17 protein-coding genes are annotated in these 17,978 nt (G+C 71.5%); 16 read left to right on the top strand and 1 reads right to left on the bottom strand.

Features of this window, described 5'->3' with window-relative positions; genetic code table 11:
- Positions 1–227 precede the first annotated feature (227 nt).
- From ABD714_RS17765 to ABD714_RS17800, 8 genes are all read left to right on the top strand, one after another.
- A complete protein-coding gene (locus ABD714_RS17765; RefSeq protein WP_344813832.1) occupies positions 228–1,100 on the top strand; it encodes a ParA family protein in 873 nt (290 codons plus the stop codon).
- Complete coding sequence (locus ABD714_RS17770; protein ID WP_344813774.1) at positions 1,085–1,507, top strand: cobyrinic acid a,c-diamide synthase; 423 nt, start codon at positions 1,085–1,087, stop codon at positions 1,505–1,507. The genes ABD714_RS17765 and ABD714_RS17770 overlap by 16 nt, the downstream gene beginning before the upstream one ends.
- A 5-nt stretch (positions 1,508–1,512) precedes the next feature.
- Positions 1,513–2,466 (top strand): segregation and condensation protein A, encoded by a 954-nt coding sequence (locus ABD714_RS17775; protein WP_425562409.1) that lies wholly within the window; start codon positions 1,513–1,515, stop codon positions 2,464–2,466.
- The gene (gene scpB / locus ABD714_RS17780; protein ID WP_344813775.1) at positions 2,463–3,287 is read left to right on the top strand and encodes an SMC-Scp complex subunit ScpB; all 825 of its coding nucleotides are present in this window, start codon (positions 2,463–2,465) and stop codon (positions 3,285–3,287) included. Before ABD714_RS17775 ends, scpB begins: the two co-directional genes overlap by 4 nt.
- Positions 3,280–4,041 carry a pseudouridine synthase gene (locus ABD714_RS17785; protein WP_344813776.1) on the top strand — a complete coding sequence of 254 codons (762 nt, stop codon included), beginning with the start codon at positions 3,280–3,282 and terminating at the stop codon, positions 4,039–4,041. The genes scpB and ABD714_RS17785 overlap by 8 nt, the downstream gene beginning before the upstream one ends.
- A gap of 29 nt (positions 4,042–4,070) precedes the next feature.
- Complete coding sequence (gene pafA / locus ABD714_RS17790; protein ID WP_344813777.1) at positions 4,071–5,450, top strand: Pup--protein ligase; 1,380 nt, start codon at positions 4,071–4,073, stop codon at positions 5,448–5,450.
- 75 nt (positions 5,451–5,525) lie between these two features.
- Positions 5,526–6,566 (top strand): FKBP-type peptidyl-prolyl cis-trans isomerase, encoded by a 1,041-nt coding sequence (locus tag ABD714_RS17795; RefSeq protein WP_344813778.1) that lies wholly within the window; start codon positions 5,526–5,528, stop codon positions 6,564–6,566.
- Between the two features lie 66 nt (positions 6,567–6,632).
- Positions 6,633–8,123, top strand: coding sequence for a peroxidase family protein (locus ABD714_RS17800; protein WP_344813779.1), 1,491 nt, complete (start codon positions 6,633–6,635; stop codon positions 8,121–8,123).
- Positions 8,124–8,239: 116 nt separating this feature from the next.
- Here the strand turns inward: ABD714_RS17800 and gluQRS are convergent, their stop codons facing one another.
- Positions 8,240–9,256 carry a tRNA glutamyl-Q(34) synthetase GluQRS gene (gene gluQRS / locus ABD714_RS17805; RefSeq protein ID WP_344813780.1) on the bottom strand — a complete coding sequence of 339 codons (1,017 nt, stop codon included), beginning with the start codon at positions 9,254–9,256 and terminating at the stop codon, positions 8,240–8,242.
- Positions 9,257–9,391: 135 nt separating this feature from the next.
- Here gluQRS and ABD714_RS17810 point away from each other — a divergent pair, with 135 nt between their 5' ends.
- The 8 genes from ABD714_RS17810 (at position 9,392) to ABD714_RS17845 (ending at position 17,939) form a co-directional block, all read left to right on the top strand.
- Entirely contained in the window at positions 9,392–10,492 is a 1,101-nt protein-coding gene (locus ABD714_RS17810; RefSeq protein WP_344813781.1) for a helix-turn-helix transcriptional regulator, read from the top strand.
- Complete coding sequence (locus ABD714_RS17815; protein WP_344813782.1) at positions 10,492–11,460, top strand: helix-turn-helix transcriptional regulator; 969 nt, start codon at positions 10,492–10,494, stop codon at positions 11,458–11,460. Before ABD714_RS17810 ends, ABD714_RS17815 begins: the two co-directional genes overlap by 1 nt.
- A 9-nt stretch (positions 11,461–11,469) precedes the next feature.
- A complete protein-coding gene (locus tag ABD714_RS17820; RefSeq protein WP_344813783.1) occupies positions 11,470–11,736 on the top strand; it encodes a hypothetical protein in 267 nt (88 codons plus the stop codon).
- Positions 11,737–11,804: 68 nt separating this feature from the next.
- A complete protein-coding gene (tatA, locus tag ABD714_RS17825; RefSeq protein ID WP_425562410.1) occupies positions 11,805–12,080 on the top strand; it encodes a twin-arginine translocase TatA/TatE family subunit in 276 nt (91 codons plus the stop codon).
- A gap of 24 nt (positions 12,081–12,104) precedes the next feature.
- Positions 12,105–12,992 carry a twin-arginine translocase subunit TatC gene (gene tatC / locus ABD714_RS17830; RefSeq protein WP_344813784.1) on the top strand — a complete coding sequence of 296 codons (888 nt, stop codon included), beginning with the start codon at positions 12,105–12,107 and terminating at the stop codon, positions 12,990–12,992.
- A 3-nt stretch (positions 12,993–12,995) separates the two neighbouring features.
- A complete protein-coding gene (locus ABD714_RS17835; protein WP_344813785.1) occupies positions 12,996–13,928 on the top strand; it encodes a diacylglycerol/lipid kinase family protein in 933 nt (310 codons plus the stop codon).
- A gap of 154 nt (positions 13,929–14,082) precedes the next feature.
- Entirely contained in the window at positions 14,083–17,028 is a 2,946-nt protein-coding gene (locus ABD714_RS17840; protein WP_344813786.1) for a DEAD/DEAH box helicase, read from the top strand.
- 188 nt (positions 17,029–17,216) lie between these two features.
- Positions 17,217–17,939, top strand: coding sequence for a hypothetical protein (locus ABD714_RS17845; RefSeq protein WP_344813787.1), 723 nt, complete (start codon positions 17,217–17,219; stop codon positions 17,937–17,939).
- Positions 17,940–17,978 lie beyond the last annotated feature (39 nt).

The raw sequence follows: 17,978 nt of genomic DNA on the forward strand, positions 1-17,978 counted from the left end.
TGGCGGACCTCGTGGTCGGCGTGTCGGCCCGTTGAGCCCCGAGTTTGTCCCGCCGGGCGGCACGCTCCGCAGTCCAAGTCGACAAAGCGCCACGGCCAGGCACTAGGCTGCCCGAGGCAACGGAGGGAGATCCGCGAGTGGAGCACGACGGCGAGATCCGGCACGAGGATCAGCAGCACGAACCGGCCGGCGTGGCGGTGCCGGCGGCGGAGGAACCGACGGACGGCCTGTTCGCGGCCCCGGAGACCGACCCCGGACCCGCGCTCGGTCCGACCGGGCGTCCCTGGCCCGAGCTCCCCGAGCCGGAGCCGCTGTCCGGTCACGGCCCGGCCGTGGTGATCGCGATGTGCAACCAGAAGGGCGGGGTCGGCAAGACGACCACCACCATCAACTTGGGGGCCTCGCTGGCCGAGCTGGGGCGCAAGGTGCTCCTGGTCGACTTCGACCCGCAGGGCTCGCTGTCGGTCGGGCTGGGGATCAACCCGCACACGCTGGACCTGAGCATCTACAACCTGCTGCTCGGCCGGGACGCGACCGCCGACGAGGTGATCCGACCCAGCGTGGTCGACGGGATGGACATCCTGCCGGCCAACATCGACCTGTCCGCCGCCGAGATCCAGCTGGTCTCGGAGGTGGCCCGGGAGCAGACCCTGCAGCGTCTGCTGCGGCCGCTCCGCGCGGTCTACGACGTCATCCTGATCGACTGCGCCCCGTCGCTGGGTCTGCTCACGATCAACGCGCTGACCGCGGCGGACAAGGTGATCATGCCGATGGAGTGCGAGTTCTTCGCCCTCCGGGGCATCGCCCTGCTGACCGACACCATCACCAAGGTCCAGGACCGGTTGAACCCGGACCTGGAGGTGCTCGGCATCCTCGGCACGATGTACGACCCCCGCACGCTGCACACCCGCGAGGTGATGGAGCGGGTCGTGGACGCCTTCGGCGAGGTCGTCTTCCACTCCGTCATCCGGCGGACCATCAAGTTCCCCGAGACCACGGTGGCGGGCGAGCCGATCACCACGTACGCGTCCTCGTCCGCGGGGGCGGCGTCCTACCGGAGCCTGGCACGAGAGGTCCTGCAGCGGTGTCGCGTCGCGTGAAGCTGCCCGGTGCGTCGGAGCTCTTCCGATCCACCGGTCCCGAGACGGCGGCCGACCGCCGCTCGGGCGAGCCCCCGACCGGTCCGCGCGCCGTCGACGACCCCGACCGGACGCTCCGGGCGGCGTCGCCCCCGACGCCCACCCGTCCCGAGGTGGCTCCGCCGGCTGACGGGCCTGGCGCGGTCACCGGCGGCTCCGGTCGGGTCCGGCACGAGGAGAAGATCACCGTCTACGTCAGCCGTGAGGAGCTGCTCGCCATCGAGCAGGCCCGGCTGCGGCTGCGCGGTGAGCTGGGGCTGGCCGTCGACCGGGGCCGCCTGGTCCGGGCAGCGATGGCGCTGGCGCTGGCCGACCTGGACTCCGCCGGCGGCGACGGCGAGCTGGTCCGCCGGTTGACGGCGTCTTGATCACGGTGCCGACCGATCGGGCGAGCACGGCCGGGGTGCCGGACGGACTCCCGGCGTCCGCCGCGGACGAGGGGGTCTTCTCGGTCCACCTGACCAACTTCACCGGTCCGTTCGACCTGCTGCTGCAGCTGATCTCCAAGCACAAGCTCGACGTCACCGAGGTCGCCCTCTCCAAGGTGACCGACGAGTTCATCGGCTTCATCAAGGCCAGCGGGGACGCGTGGGACCTGGAGCAGACCAGCCAGTTCATCGTCGTGGCGGCGACCCTGCTCGACCTCAAGGCCGCCCGGTTGCTGCCGTCGGGGGAGATGACCGACACCGAGGACCTGGCGCTGCTGGAAGCGCGGGACCTGCTCTTCGCGCGGTTGCTGCAGTACAAGGCGTACAAGCAGATCGCCGCCCTGCTCGTCCAGCGTCTGTCGGTGGAGGACCGCCGGCATCCGCGGCAGGTGGGACCGGACCCCCGGTTCGCCAGCCTGCTCCCGGAGGTGCGACTGACCATCACCCCGGTCGAGCTGGCCGCCCTGGCGGCCAAGGCGATGGCGCCGAAACAGGCCGACGTGATCTCGCTGGCCCACCTGCACCTGTCCACGGTCAGCGTCCGCGAGCAGGCCGCCCTGGTGGTCGACCGGCTGCGTCGGACCGGCACCATGACGTTCCGGGCGCTGTCGGCCGACGCACCCGACCGGGTGACCACGGTGGCCCGCTTCCTGGCCCTGCTCGAGCTGTTCCGGGAGCAGGCGGTGGCCTTCGAGCAGCTCACCCCGCTCGGTGAGCTGACCATCCGCTGGACCGGCAGCGAGTCCGGCGACCTGGACATCTCCGACGAGTTCGACGGGGACGCTCCGACCGTCCCGTCCGAGTCGAGCACCACCGAGGTGTCAGACGGAGTGGTCGCCCGGCCGACCGCCGGCGCTGACGACTCCGCAGACAACCCAGCCGAGAGGGGGCCGGCATGACCGACCTGAGCGGAAGAGGTCCCGAGCCGTCGGAGTCGATGGCCGACGGCCTTCCCGAGACCGGGACCACCGAGACCGGGACCACCGAGACCGGGACCACCGAGACCGGGACCACCGAGACCGGCACCGGCGAGCAGGCGGCGGCGACGACGGCCGAGGAGATCAGCGGTGCGCTGGAGGCGCTGCTGCTGATCGCCGACGAGCCGATGCCGGAGACCGAGCTGGCGGCGGCCCTCGGGGCGCCGACGGGTCTGGTCGCCGAGGCGCTGGCCGAGCTCGTCGCCTTCTACGAGGAGACCGGGCGCGGCTTCGAGCTGCGGCAGATCGGTGGCGGCTGGCGCTACTACACCCGCGACGAGCACGCCGACCTGGTCTCGGCCTACCTGCTCGACGGGCAGCAGGCCAAGCTCTCGCAGGCCGCGCTCGAGACGCTGGCCGTGGTCGCCTACCAGCAGCCGATCTCCCGGGCCAGGATCTCCGCCGTCCGCGGGGTCAGCGTCGACGGGGTGATGCGGACGCTGCTGACCCGGGGGCTGGTCGCGGAGTCCGGGCACGACCCGGAGTCCGGGGCGATCCTGTTCCGCACCACGGGCTACTTCCTGGAGCGGATGGGGCTGCGTAGCCTGGACGACCTGCCGGCCCTGGCGCCGCACCTGCCCGAGGTCGACGAGCTGGAGGCCGAGCTGAGCCAGCTGGCCCGACCACAGGCCGTACCCGATGAACCCACCGCCGAGCTGTCAGATGCCGTGGTCGCCCCGGCGACCACCGACGCTGACGGCTCCGACGATCGTTACCACGAGAGAGAAGACAGCCATGGCTGAGGAGTCGACCGAAGGCGTACGCCTGCAGAAGGTGCTGGCCGCGGCCGGTGTCGCGTCGCGACGGGTCGCCGAGAACATGATCAACGAGGGCCGGGTCGAGGTGAACGGACGGCTGGTCACCGAGCAGGGCATGCGGGTGGATCCCGAGCGCGACACCGTACGGGTCGACGGCTCCCGCATCCCACCGCCCCGTCGACACCTCTATCTCGTGCTGAACAAGCCCCGCGGCGTGGTGTCGACCATGGACGACCCCGAGGGTCGGCGCACGCTCGCCGACCTGCTGGTCGGCAAGGTGCCGGGGCGCCGCTCGGCCAACGACCGCCTGTTCCACGTCGGACGCCTGGACACCGAGACCGAGGGCCTGTTGATCTTGACCAACGACGGCGACTTCGGCCACCGGCTGGCGCACCCCTCGTTCGAGGTCCCGAAGACGTACCTGGCGGAGGTCGAGGGGGTGCTCAGCCCGCACACCATCAAGCGCCTCCGGCAGGGCGTCACCCTCGAGGACGGTCCGGTCCGGCCGACGTCGGTGAAGGTGGTGTCGTCGGCGCCCGACAAGACACTGGTCCGGATCACCCTGACCGAAGGTCGGAACCGGATCGTGCGCCGTACGATGGACTCGGTCGGTCATCCCGTGCGCCGGCTGTCGCGGACCGGCATCGGCCCGGTCCGGCTGGGCAACCTGAAGGTCGGGGAGTTCCGCGAGCTGACCCGCGACGAGCTCGGCGAGCTGCTGGATCTCACCGGCGGCTGACCGGACCCCGAGCGGGACGAGGAGGATCAGTGGACCGGCGCATCTACGGGCTGGAGACCGAGTACGGGGTCGCCTGCACCTCCGGTGGAACGCGTCGGCTGACCCCCGACGAGGTGGCCCGCTACCTGTTCCGGCGCGTCGTCACCTGGGGTCGGTCGTCGAACGTCTTCCTGCGCAACGGATCCCGGATCTACCTCGACGTCGGCTCGCACCCCGAGTACGCCACCGCGGAGTGCGACGACCTGGTCCAGCTGATCAACCACGACCGGGCCGGCGAGCGGATCCTCGAGGACCTCATCGTCGACGCGGAGCAGCGGCTGGCCAGCGAGGGGATCAGCGGCGACATCTACCTGTTCAAGAACAACACCGACAGCCACGGCAACTCCTACGGCTGCCACGAGAACTACCTGATCTCCCGGGTCGGTGACTTCGCCAAGATCACCGACGTGCTCGTCCCCTTCCTGGTGTCGCGGCAGCTGATCTGCGGCTCCGGCAAGGTGCTGCACACGGCCCGGGGTGCGGAGTTCAGCGTCAGCCAGCGGGCCGAGCACATCTGGGAGTCGGTCTCGTCGGCCACCACCAGGAGCCGGCCGATCATCAACACCCGCGACGAGCCGCACGCCGACCCGGAGCGCTACCGGCGGCTGCACGTGATCGTCGGGGACTCCAACATGAGCGAGACGACCACCCTGCTCAAGGTCGGGAGCGCCGAGCTGGTGCTGCGGCTGATCGAGGCCGGGGTGCCGATGCGCGACCTCACCCTGGAGAACCCGATCCGGGCCATCCGCGACCTCAGCCGCGACCCCACCGGGCGCACCACGGTGGCCCTGTCCAACGGCCGCCGCGCCTCGGCGCTGGACCTGCAGACGGAGTACTACGAGAAGGTGAGCGAGTTCGTCCGCCGCGAGGGCCTGGGCACCCAGACCGTCGACCGGGTGCTGGACCTGTGGGAGCGGACGCTGCGCGCCGTCGCGGAGGACAAGCTCGGGCTGGTCGACACCGAGATCGACTGGGTGATCAAGCAGAAGCTGCTGGACCGGTACGCGGCGAAGCACGAGCTGGGTCTGGCCGACCCCCGGATCGCCCAGCTCGACCTGGCCTACCACGACATCCGTCGCGGTCGGGGGCTGTTCGACCTGCTGCAGTCGCGCGGGATGGCCGCCCGGGTCACCGGTGAGCTGGACATCTTCCGGGCCAAGTCCGTGCCCCCGCAGACCACCAGGGCCAAGCTCCGTGGTGACTTCATCCGGGCCGCCCAGGAGGGACGCAACGACTACACGGTCGACTGGGTGCACCTGAAGCTGAACGACCAGGCCCAGCGCACCGTCCTCTGCAAGGACCCGTTCCTGGCCACCGACGACCGGGTCGACCGGCTGATCGCGTCGATGCGGCGACCGTCGTTGGCCTGAACCCGGCGCCTGCACACCACCGGCCGGCGGTCCCAGATCCGCGGTGAGTTGGTTCGGTCCGGGTAGGGTGCACCGGTGCCTGCTGACCGACCTGTACGTTCCCGACGTACGAGCCGTGCCCTGAAGACCCTGCTGGTGACCGTCGTGGCGGGGTCCCTGATGGGACTCGCCGCCTGCGGTGACGAGGGCGATCCCGCGTCCAGCGCCTCCCCGAGCGCGCCGACCTCCGGCTCCCCGTCGGCGAGCGCGAGCCCGTCGGCGTCCAAGGCTGCGGTGCCGGTGTCGAAGAACACCGACGCCGTCAAGGTCACCGGCGCCTTCGGCAAGGAGCCGAAGGTCAGCGTCAAGGCCCCGTTCGCCGTCGACAAGACCCAGACCCGGGTGCTCAGCGAAGGCAACGGCCCGAAGCTGGCCGAGGGGACCACCGTCACCGTCGACTACTACGGCGTGAACGGACGGACCGGCAAGAAGTTCGACGACTCCTTCAGCCGGGGCGAGCCGGCCACCTTCAACCTGGCGCAGGTGGTCCCCGGCTTCAGCAAGGGTCTGACCGGTCAGCAGCAGGGCAGCAGGGTGCTCATCGCCATGCCCGGCGCCGACGGCTACGACGCCAGCGGCGGCAGCCCGCAGGCGGGCATCGAGGTCGGCGACACCCTGCTCTTCGTGGTGGACATCGTGGCCGCTCCGTTGACCGGGCCGGAGGGCGAGAAGGTCGATCCCAAGGCCGGTCTGCCTACGGTGACCGACAAGAACGGCGTGCCCGAGGTCACCATGCCGAAGACCGAGCCGCCGACCGCGCTGACGGTGCAGCCGATCATCAAGGGCGCCGGGGCGAAGGTCACCCAGGCCGACACGATCACCTTCAACTACCGCTGGTACACGTGGGACGGTCAGCTGCTCGAGGACTCGTACAAGTCCGGGGCCCAGCAGTACCAGCTGTCCGGTCTGCTCCCCGGCATGGCCAAGGGACTGGTCGGTCAGACCGTCGGCAGCCGGGTGCTGCTGATCGTGCCGCCGGCCGACGGCTATCCCGACGGCAACGCCACCCCCAAGATCGAGAAGAACACCACGCTGGTGCTGGTGGTCGACCTGCTGTTCGCCGCTCCCAGCCAGTAGCACCAGCCGGGTCGCCGGACCAGCACCGGCCGTATCAGTCGGCCGCTGCTGGGGCTCCTCTGTGCCATGAGCCACGGATCTGCCGACAACGGCGTCACCACCCCCAGTTCCACGTTCTACGACCGCGGCCGCTTCGGGCGGCTGTTCCCGACGCTGCCGCCCTTCTCGGCCGACACCCCGACCATCCGCGCCGCGCTGACCGAGATCGGGCGGCCCGGCGGGGTGATGGACGCCGCGGACGATCTCACCGACCCGATCGCCCTGATCGCCGATCCGACGAAGAGCGCGCACAACCCGAACAACCCGGACCTCACCGCCGGGTTCACGTTCCTCGGCCAGTTCCTCGACCACGACATGACGTTCGACCCGACGTCGAGCCTGGCCCGCCGACAGGACCCGGAGTCCATCCGCAACTTCCGGATCCCGGCGCTCGACCTGGACAGCCTGTACGGCGGCGGTCCCGGCGTCAGCCCCGCCCTCTACGACCAGCACGTCGACCATGGTCAGACCACGCTGCTCATCGAGGAGATCCCGGGCTCGGCGGCGGTCACGGTGGACGGCCAGCCGCGCTACGACCTGCCGCGCAACAGCCAGAACGTCGCCATCCTCGGCGACCCGCGCAACGACGAGAACCTGATCGTGGCCCAGCTGCACCTCGCCATGCTGCGCTTCCACAACGCCGTGGTCGCCGACGTGAAGGACGGGCTGGGGACCGTGCTGACGGTCGAGGAGGTGTTCGCCGAGGCCCAGCGCATCGTGCGGTGGCACTACCAGTGGATGATCGTGCACGAGTTCCTGCCGAAGACGGTCGGAGCCGCCACCATGACCGACATCGTCACCCACGGCCGGAAGTTCTACGCCTGGCGGCACGACCCGTACATCCCGGTCGAGTTCTCGGTGGCGGCCTACCGCTTCGGGCACTCGCAGGTGCGACCCAGCTACCGGGCCAACTTCGGCACCAGCGCCAGCGACGTCGGCCAGCAGTTCTTCGCCATGATCTTCGACCACACCCACGCCGTCGCCGACGACCCGGCCGACCTGCGAGGCGGTTGCCGCGCACCGCGACGGTTCGTGGACTGGCAGACGTTCTTCGACTTCGGTGACGGTCGGGTCCGGCCCAACAAGCTGATCGACACCACGCTGTCGAGCGCGCTGTTCCACCTCCTCGGGCAGGCGAGCGGCACGCCCGACTCGCTGGCCATCCGCAACCTGGTGCGCAGCCTGACCATGCGGGTCCCGTCGGGTCAGTCGGTGGCCAGGGCCATGCAGCTGCCGGTGCTCAAGCCGACCGACCTGGCCGACCTGTCCTCCAGCCACCTCGACGAGCGGACCCCGCTGTGGTTCTACATCCTGCGCGAGGCCGAGGTGGAGGCCGGCGGGCGCCATCTCGGTCCGGTCGGCGGCCGGATCGTGGGCGAGGTGCTCTACGGCCTGATCGAGGGGGACAGCCAGAGCTACCTGGCCCAGGACCCGGAGTGGACGCCCACCTACGGGGTGGGACACACCTTCGAGATGACCCACCTGCTGACCAAGGCCGGGGTGGTCGGCGCGCTGTAGGGGCGGACCGTCGCATCAGGCTCGGCAGGTGACGGAAACCTGCGACGCGTGGGCGACACGCCGCGCGACACGCCGGCGGCCGGACCGTGAGAGGCAGATCTCCGTCGCTTTTCTCGTCACTCTGCGGTGGTGAGCCGATCGGGTCGCACGACCCAGGGCTCCCGCGGCAGCCGGGACGGGTCGAAGCGGGCCAGCAGGTCCGTCGCGCTGACCTGCTCGCCGGGCTCTGTCAGCCCCAGGGAGGCGGCCAGCAGGCCGAGCACCCGTTCCGGTGTCCAGCCGAGGGGGGCGAGGTCGGCGAGGGTGACCGCGCCGTCCCGCTTGGCCAGTCGGCGTCCGCCCGCGTTCAGGGCCAGCGGCACGTGCGCGTAGGTCGGCACCGGCAACCCCAGGCGGGTGGCCAGCCAGGCCTGGGTGGGGGCCGAGGCGAGCAGATCGTCGCCGCGCACGACCTGGTCGACCCCGCTGGCGCCGTCGTCCACCACCACCGCGAGCTGGTAGGCCGCCACCTGGTCACCGTGCTGCGGGGTCAGCGGCCGGCGGACGACCACGTCGTCGACCACGCCGGTCACCGGGCCGTGCAGGAGGTCGGTGATGGTGACCACGGCACCGTTCCCGCGCAGGCGCAGCGCCGGCGATCGTCCCGACCGGCGGCGCTCGGTCCGCTCGGCCCCGGTCAGGTCCCGGCAGGTGCCGGGGTAGCGGCCGGGATCACCGTGCGGGGCGGAAGCGGCGTCGGCGATCTCCCGGCGGGTGCAGAAGCACTCGTAGGTCTGCCCGGACAGCGCCGCCAGCGCCTCGCCGTAGACCGTTGACCGGTCCGACTGCACCAGGAGCGGCGGGTCGAAGGAGAGCCCGAGCGCCTCCAGGTCGGCGCGTTGTCGCTCCGCGACCCCGGGACGGACCCGTCCGGCGTCGAGATCCTCGAACCGGAGCAGGAACCGGCGACCGCTCGACCGCGCGAACAGCCAGGCCAGCAGGGCCGTGCGCAGGTTGCCCAGGTGCAGATCGCCGGTGGGACTCGGGGCGTAGCGACCGGAGGGCCCGGACGCGGTTCCGGCGCCGGCCGTCTCGACCCCGGAGGAGTGACCGCGACCGGCGGCACCCGGGGGTCGACCCGCGCCGGAGCTCATCGGAAACCCTTTCGAATGCTGGTAGCGTGACGCGTCGGCACGGAGCCCTCGGAGTGACGACCTGCGGTCGTACGGGAGTTGAGCATGACATCACGTAAGACCGAGAGAATCCTCAACCTCACGATCTGTCTGTTGGTGTCAGGTCGGTACCTACCCAAGAGCCAGATCCGCGAGGCGGTCGAGGGCTACCACGATCTCTCCGACAGCGCCTTCGAGCGCACCTTCGAACGGGACAAGGACGAGCTGCGGGCGCTGGGCGTCCCCATCGAGGTCGGCTCGTTCGACGCCTTCTTCGACGACGAGCCCGGCTACCGGATCAAGGCCTCGGAGTTCGAGCTGCCGCCGGTGGAGCTGGATGCCGACGAGGCGGCCGTGGTCGGCGTCGCGGCCCGGGTGTGGCAGCACGCGAGCGTGGCGGAGTCGACCCAGAGCGCCCTGGCCAAGCTCCGGGCGGCCGGGGTCGAGCCGGACACCTCCCAGCTGGCCACGCTGGAGCCGTCGGTGCAGGCGCGCGAAGAGGCGTTCGAGCCGCTCTGGACGGCGGTGCTCGACCGCGTCCGGGTCTCCTTCACCTACCGCGGCACCGAGAAGCGCACCCTCGAGCCCTGGGGGATGACCGCCTCCAAGGGCCGCTGGTACGTGATCGGCTTCGACACCGACCGGCAGGCCACCCGGATGTTCAAGCTGACCCGGATCACCGACAAGCCCCGACGGCTCTCCAAGGTCGGTGCCTACGAGGTGCCCGAGGACCTGGACCTGCGGGCCCTGGCCCGGTCCCTGGACCCGAGGGAGCCCCACCGGACCGCCACCATCGCGGTCCGGGCGGGCAAGGGCCCCACGCTGCGGAGACAGAGCCGTCCGGCCGAGGACCCCGGTGCCGGTGGCGCCGGGAACAGCCTGACCGGGACCGCCCAGACCGGGACCACCCAGACCGGTGACAGCCAGACCGGTGACAGCCAGACCGGTGACAGCCAGACCGGTGACGGCCAGGCCGTCGGCACCGAGGTCTCGGGCGTACGGTTGCCGGTCGGGTTCGAGGTGCTGCGGGTGGCGTACTCGGATCGGCACTCCCTGGCCGAGGAGGTCGTCCGCTACGGGGCCGACGCGATCGTGCTCGACCCGCCCGAGCTGCGGGAGCGGGTGCTGGACATGCTCGGCCGGGTGGCCGCCGGCTCGCTCCCCGCCGTCGACGGGTCCCCCGACCGGGAGCTGGAGAACGAGCGGGTGTCGGCGTGATGACCTCGCGCGCCCAGGTGCGGCGGCTGCTGGCCCTGGTGCCCTACCTGCGTGAGCACGACGGGGTGTCCCTGACCGAGGTGGCGGCGTCCTTCGGCATCAGCCCGGTCACGCTCCGGGCCGACCTGGACGTGCTGTGGATGTGCGGCATGCCCGGGCTGACCCCGGGCGACCTGATCGACATCGACATGGACGCGGTGGACGGCGAGGGGGTCATCCACCTGTCCAACGCCGACTACCTCACCCGACCACTCCGGTTGTCGGCGGACGAGGCGCTGGCTCTGGTGCTGGCCCTGCGGACGCTGCGCGGGATCGCCGGTCCGGGCAAGCGCGCGGCGATCGACTCGGCGCTGGCCAAGCTCGAGTCGGTGGCGGGCAGCCAGGCGCACTCGGGTCAGGCGGCGGTGCTGGTGCAGGGTGCGCGGGACGAGATCCAGGCCCAGGTGAGCGACGGTCTGCAGCGAGGTCTCCGGCTGGACCTCACCTACGACGTGGCCACCCGGGCCGAGACGACGCGGCGACAGGTCGACCCGCTGCGCGTCTTCGTGCTCGACGGTTACGGCTACCTCGAGGCCTGGTGCTACCTGGCCGGTGGTCTGCGCACCTTCCGGCTGGACCGGATCGCGGCCGTCGCCGTCACCGACGTCCCCGTGGCGGCGCACGACGTGGTGCTCCGCGACCTGACCGGCGGGTGGTTCGACGCGCTGGCCGACGCCCCGCTGGTCACCCTGGAGCTCGATCCGCAGGCTTCCTGGATCGCGGAGTACTACCCGACCGAGCAGGTCACCCAGCGACCCGGCGGGGGGTCGGTGGTGACCCTGCGGGTCACCCACCCGTCCTGGCTGGAGGGCATGCTGCTCCGGCTGGGTGGGCACGCCCGGGTGCTCTCACCCGCCGGGGCGGGGGACTCCGCCGTCGAGGTGGCCCGGGAGGCGCTGGACCAGTACGCCGCGCTCGGGCTGGCGTAGGCTCCCCGGGTGATCTGGGTCATCGTGTTCGGCGCGATAGCGCTGGGCGGTCTCGTGATGGTGGTCTGCTTCGGCGTGTCGCTGTGGCGCAAGAGCCAGGCGCTGCTGGACGAGGTCGGTGGGCTGCTCGCGCAGGCCGATCAGGTGCTCGGGCTGCTGGACCAGGTCGGGGCACCGGGGGAGACCGGGACCGGTCGATCCGACCGACAGAGCGCCGCCGCCGGGACCGAGATCCACGTGGCCACGACGGACCTGTCCCGCCGGGCTGCGACGTAGGATGACCGATGATCCCGTGATCGGATCGGTTCACCGCTGAAGCAGAATCCGTCGGAAAGAAGGAAAAGATGAATCCACTGGCCATGTTCGGACTCGGCGTTCCTGAGCTGCTGATCATCCTGGCGGTGGTGCTGCTGCTCTTCGGCGGTTCCCGCCTCGCCGGCCTCGGCAAGAGCACCGGTCGGGCGCTCAAGGAGTTCAAGGAGGAGACCAAGGGTCTCAAGTCCGAGAACGCCGAGAACGACCAGATCGCCGGACCGACCACCCAGCCGCCGGTCAGCCAGCCCGCTCCGCAGACCCCCGTCCAGGATCCGGCGCCCAACGACCTGCGCAAGGACCTCTGAGCTCTGTCCGCTCAGTAGACTCCCGTGGCACTCACCGTTCTGGGCCGTCCGGTCCGCTTGAGCTTCGCCTGGCTGAAGCCCCCGCCGACCCCACCGGACGGGTCGATGACCCTGTTCGAGCACCTGCGGGAGCTGCGCTACCGACTGGTCATCGCCGTCGGCGCGATCCTCCTCGGGATGATCCTCTCGGCCGTCTTCTACGGCCAGCTGTTCGACATCCTGCGCCACCCGTACGACGTGGCCATCGCGCAGCTCAAGGAGAAGAACCCGGACCAGATCACCGACCTGGTCAACATCGGGCTGGCCTCCCCGTTCACCCTGTTGCTGAAGGTCTGCCTCGTGTCCGGGCTGGTGCTCACCTCCCCGGTCTGGCTCTACCAGCTCTGGTCGTTCATCGTCCCGGGGCTGCTGGCCAAGGAGAAGAAGTGGGCGATGATCTTCATCGGCACCGCCACGCCGCTCTTCCTGGCCGGCGTCGTGACCGGCTACCTGATCATGCCGAAGGGCATCGCGGTGCTGCTGGGGTTCACCCAGGACGGTGTGGCCAACCTGCAGAACATCAACGACTTCCTCTCGTTCATGCTCCGGTTGATGGTCGTCTTCGGGATCGCCTTCCTCATCCCGCTGATCGTGCTCATGCTCAACATCGTGGGTGTGGTCAAGGCGTCGCAGCTGTCCAAGGCGCGGATCTACGTCATCTTCGGCACCTTCGTCTTCGGGGCCGTGGCGACCCCGTCCACCGACCCCTTCTCGATGCTGGCGCTGGCCATCCCGATGGCCCTGCTCTTCCTGGTGGCCGAGGCGCTGGCACACGTCCTGGACCGGCGCAAGGCCAAGCGGGCCCTGGAGGGTGACGGGGCGGTCGTGCTGCACGACAAGGCCCTGGACGACCTCGACACGACCAGCGACTGAGCAGTGGCCCCCCGCACCCCCGGTACCGACGACGCCGGGTCGGGCCGGTCCCGGACCGGGGACAGCATCGCCCTGGTGGTCAACCCGACGTCCGGCAAGGGTCGGGCCCAGCAGCTGCTGCCGGAGGTCGCCGGGCTGTTCCGCGACACCGGCCACCGGGTCGACGTGCTGCTCAGCCGCAGCGTCGAGGAGGCCGAGGCGATGGCGGTGGACGCCGTCGAGTCCGGCGTCGGCACCCTGGTGGTGATGGGCGGCGACGGCATGATGCACCTCGGCATCAACGTGGTCGCCGCACACCCGGGGGTCAGTGACCTCGGTCTGATCCCGGCCGGGACCGGGAACGACCTGTGTCGCGGTCTCGGCATGGACGTCCGCGACCCGGTGTCGGCGGCCCGCGCGATCGCGTCCGGACCGGCCCGCCCGATCGACGTCCTGCAGGTCAACGACACCTTCGTCGGCGGCGTCGTGGCGACCGGCTTCGATGCGCTGGTCAACGCCCGGGCCAACGCGATGGCGCGGCCCAAGGGCTCGCTGCGGTACGCGGTCGCGGCGCTGGCCGAGATCGCCGCGTTCGACCCGCTGCCGTACCGGCTGACCGTCGACGGCGAGGTCCGTGAGCTCGACGCGATGCTGCTGGCCGTCGGGAACAGCCCCTACTACGGCGGCGGGATGAAGATCTGCCCGGACGCCGACCCGGGCGACGGGCTGCTGGACCTGACCATCGTGCACGCGGCCAGCCGGGGGAAGCTGCTGCGGCTGCTGCCCCAGACCTTCTCCGGGCGGTTCGTCCGCGATCCCTGCGTGGAGCGGCTGCGGGCACGGACGGTCCGGGTGGAGCGGGCCGACCTGGCCGGCTACGGCGACGGCGAGCCGCTGCCGACCGGGCCGCTGGACATCGAAGTCCGCCCCGGCCTGCTCTGCGTCTACGCCCCCTGACGGCGGAGCGACGGTCCCGGTCCCCGAAGACCATGCCCCGGTCCCCGAAGACCATGCCCCGGTCCCCGGAGTCCGAGCCTCCGGGACAACGGCACGGCGGTCGGATCGGCGCGGCCGGCGGCGGCGCCTTCGCCGTCTGGGTAGCGTGGCGGTCATGATCGAACGTCCAGACCCCACCGGCGGACCGCTCGATCAGGAGCCGGCGGACGCCAGTCCCGCGGCGGCCTACCGGCGGTTCCGGTCCGCCCAGGCCACGCCCGAGCTGACGGCGTTCGCCGACGGCTACGGGTTCGCCTTCGACGATTACCAGCGCGAGGCCTGCGCCCATCTGGAGGGCGGGTCCGGCGTCCTGGTCGCGGCGCCGACCGGTGCCGGCAAGACGATCGTGGGCGAGTTCGCCATCTGGCTGGCCCTCCAGCGGGGCCGTAAGGCGTTCTACACGACCCCGATCAAGGCACTGTCGAACCAGAAGTACGCCGATCTCGTCCGCCGCCACGGGTCGGCCAACGTCGGCCTGCTGACCGGCGACTCCAGCATCAACTCCGAGGCGCCGGTGGTGGTGATGACCACCGAGGTGCTGCGCAACATGATCTACGCGAACTCCGCGACGCTGACCAACCTCGGCTTCGTGGTGATGGACGAAGTGCACTACCTGGCCGACCGGTTCCGCGGTGCGGTCTGGGAAGAGGTCATCATCGGCCTGGCCGAGTCGATCCAGCTGGTGGCCCTGTCGGCCACGGTCAGCAACGCCGAGGAGTTCGGCGACTGGCTGTCGGAGGTCCGCGGCGAGATGGCCGTGGTCGTCTCCGAGCGACGCCCGGTGCCGCTGTTCCAGCACGTGCTGGTCGGCAAGCGCCTCTACGACCTGTTCGCCGACGAGGCGCCCACAGCGGTCCCGCTGCCCAGCCAGGCCGACGCCGAGGTCAACCCCGCCCTGGTCCGGGTCAGCAAGGAGGAGGCCCGGCACGTCCGGGACGACTCGCGGCGACCGCGCGGACGCAGCGGCAAGGGCAAGCGCACCCATGCGTACGGCAGCGGGGCCTACGGCGGGGCGGCACACCACTCCCGCACCGAGGGGCCCGGTCGGCCGCGCTCGCTGGCCGTCGCCTCCCGGGCGGACCTGGTCAGCGCGCTGGACGCCGAGGGGCTGCTGCCCGGGATCGTCTTCATCTTCTCCCGGGCCGGCTGCGACGCCGCCGTCGGGCAGCTGCTCGGCTCCGGGCTGCGCCTCACGTCCGCCGACGAGCGCGTGGTGCTGGCCGGGATCGCCGACCGCCACGTCGCCGGTCTGACCGCGGCGGATCTGCGGGCGCTGGACTACGACCGGTTCGTCGAGGCGCTGCAGCGCGGCATCGCCGCCCACCACGCCGGGATGCTGCCCGCCTTCAAGGAGGCGGTCGAGGAGGCGTACGTGAAGGGGCTGGTCAAGGTGGTGTTCGCCACCGAGACCCTGGCGCTGGGCATCAACATGCCGGCCCGCAGCGTGGTGCTGGAGAAGCTGGTGAAGTACAACGGCGAGACCCACGCCGACATCACGCCGGGGGAGTACACCCAGCTGACCGGCCGGGCCGGGCGCCGCGGCATCGACGTCGAGGGACATGCAGTGGTGGTCTGGCAGCCGGGGCTGGACCCCCGGGCCGTCGCCGGTCTGGCCTCGCGCCGGACGTACCCCTTGAAGAGCTCGTTCTCGCCCACCTACAACATGGCCGTCAACCTGGTCGGCGCCGTCGGTCGGGACCGCGCCCGCTCGTTGCTGGAGCAGTCGTTCGCCCAGTTCCAGACGGACCGGTCAGTGGTCGGGCTGTCCCGCTCGCTGACCCGCAACACCGAGGCGCTGGCCGAGCTGTGGGGGCGGGCGGCGTGCGACCGCGGCGACTACCAGGCGTACGCGCGGCTGCGGGCCGAGATCGGGGCCACCGAGGCCGAAGCCAGCCGGGAGCGGAGTGCGGACCGTCGGGCCGAGGCGACCCAGCTGCTGCTGACGCTGATGCCGGGCGACATCATCCGGGTGCCGAGCGGCAAGAACCAGGGTTGGGCGGTGGTCATCGACCCCGACACGCGGACCGGCGACCGGGACAACCCGCGTCCCCTGGTCCTGACCGAGGACCGGCACGTCCGCCGGCTGTCCCTGGTCGACTTCCCGACCCCCCCGGCGGTGGCCGGCCGGATGCGGGTGCCCAAGCAGTTCAACCCGAAGGAGCCGGCCTCCCGCCGGAACCTCGGGGCCGCCTTCCGGTCCAAGCTCGGCGAGATCGACCTCAACCCGCAGAAGTACAGACCGGGGCAGATCAGCGAGGAGATGGCCGAGCAGATCGACGACCTGCGCGACCGCCTGCGGCGGCACCCCTGTCACACCTGCCCGGACCGGGAGGCCCACGCCCGCTACGCCGAGCGGGCGCTGCGCCTGGAGCGGGAGAACGAACGTGCCCAGGCGCGGGTGTCGTCGCGGACCAACACCATCGCCACCCACTTCGACAAGATCTGCACCGTGCTCGGCTCGCTGGGCTACCTCGGCGGCGAGACCGGCGACGACGTCACCCGGGAGGGGCGGATGCTGGCGCGCATCTACGCCGAGCTGGACCTGGTGGCGGCCGAGTGCATCCGCTCGGGGGTGTTCGACGACCTGACCCCGCCGCAGCTGGCCGCCGTGCTGGCCTCGCTGGTCTACGAGTCCCGCCGCAGCGACGACCAGTGGCGCAAGCCGCGGATGCCGGACGGCGTCAGCGAGGAGGCGATGACCCGGGTGCGCCGGATCTGGCGCGAGGTGTCGCTGGTGGAGCGGGACAACCGGCTGCCCCGTGGACCGGAGCCCGACATCGGCTTCAGCCAGTGCGCGTACGGCTGGGCGTCGGGCCGCCCCCTCGCCGCCGTCCTGTCCGACGGGCACCTGACGGCCGGCGACTTCGTCCGGTGGGTGCGCCAGGTGCTCGATTTCGCCGGTCAGGTCGCCGACGCCGCCGGGCCGGGCGAGGTGCGCGAGACCGCCCGGGCCGTGGTGCGGGCGATGCGGCGCGGCGTGGTGGCGTACGCGCCGGACGACCCGGCCGATGACGAGCTCGACGGCCTCGGGGGGCTCGCCGACGAGGCCGCCGGCGCCTGAGTCCCGCCTCGACGCGGCACCGACCGCCTCGACGCCGGCACCGACCGGCTCGGCGCGGGCCACCGCACCGCCCGGTCGGAGTGATAACGATTCACTCACGCTGGACAACGATGTCTGCCGAGGTGTTGTCTACGGCGGGAAAGCGGTTCACGATCGTCCCTATCGCTGTCGATCCCCCGGAGTCCGCCATGCCCTCAGCCCGCCCGCCGCGTTCGCGGCGACCGGTGGTGCTGGTCATGGCGCTCCTGCTCGGACTGCTGGGTCTGCTCGCCGGCGCCTCCGGCGCCGTCGCCGCCCCCTACGCCTCGGCGCCGGGCGATCCCACGCTGACGCTGCCCGAGGCGGCGGACTTCGTGCTCGGCCGCGGCGGCACCACGTACCTGATCGAGGCCGACGGCGATCCGGTGCCGGCCGTCGGTGTCGACCGGCTGCCCGCGGGTCTGCGGTTGGTCGTGCACGGTGACGGCAGCGCCAGCATCGAGGGGACCCCGACCGGCCCGGCCGGCAGCACCGCGGTCGCGGTGACGGCGCAGAACGGTGAGGGGTCGACCACGGAGGCCCTGGTGGTGACCGTCCAGCAGGGACCGGCGTTCCTCCACCGCGGTCCGCTGACCTTCGTGGCGGGCGCGTTCGCGAGCCTGCCCATCCGCGCTGCCGGCTTCCCGGCGCCCGGAATCGCCCTGGAGGGTGATCTGCCGGCCGGACTCAGCTTCACCGACAACGGTGACGGGTCGGCGACCATCGCCGGTACGCCGGAGGAGGGACCGGCCGAGTCGCCGGTCACGCTCACCGCGGTGAACGTGGTGTCCGACGTCGCGCTGACCACGACCGTCCGGGTGGTCGTCCGACCGGACGTGACCGGCGGACCGGTCACCGTCGCGCGCCCGACCGGACCCCGTCGCGCTCCCTGAGCCTGCTGCGGCCGCTCGGCTCGGTCTTCCTGGTCCGCG

The organism is Microlunatus aurantiacus (assembly GCF_039536605.1).
In the GTDB taxonomy this organism is placed as follows: Bacteria; Actinomycetota; Actinomycetes; order Propionibacteriales; family Propionibacteriaceae; genus Microlunatus; species Microlunatus aurantiacus.

What these genes read in the sequence shown, in the direction of transcription:
- scpB (WP_344813775.1), top strand. Translation starts at nt 2,463, where the DNA reads ATGACCGACCTGAGCGGAAGAGGTCCCGAGCCGTCGGAGTCGATGGCC.
- ABD714_RS17785 (WP_344813776.1), top strand. Translation starts at nt 3,280, where the DNA reads ATGGCTGAGGAGTCGACCGAAGGCGTACGCCTGCAGAAGGTGCTGGCC.
- ABD714_RS17800 (WP_344813779.1), top strand. Translation starts at nt 6,633, where the DNA reads ATGAGCCACGGATCTGCCGACAACGGCGTCACCACCCCCAGTTCCACG.
- gluQRS (WP_344813780.1), bottom strand. Translation starts at nt 9,256, where the DNA reads ATGAGCTCCGGCGCGGGTCGACCCCCGGGTGCCGCCGGTCGCGGTCAC.
- ABD714_RS17815 (WP_344813782.1), top strand. Translation starts at nt 10,492, where the DNA reads ATGACCTCGCGCGCCCAGGTGCGGCGGCTGCTGGCCCTGGTGCCCTAC.
- tatA (WP_425562410.1), top strand. Translation starts at nt 11,805, where the DNA reads ATGAATCCACTGGCCATGTTCGGACTCGGCGTTCCTGAGCTGCTGATC.
- ABD714_RS17840 (WP_344813786.1), top strand. Translation starts at nt 14,083, where the DNA reads ATGATCGAACGTCCAGACCCCACCGGCGGACCGCTCGATCAGGAGCCG.
- ABD714_RS17845 (WP_344813787.1), top strand. Translation starts at nt 17,217, where the DNA reads ATGCCCTCAGCCCGCCCGCCGCGTTCGCGGCGACCGGTGGTGCTGGTC.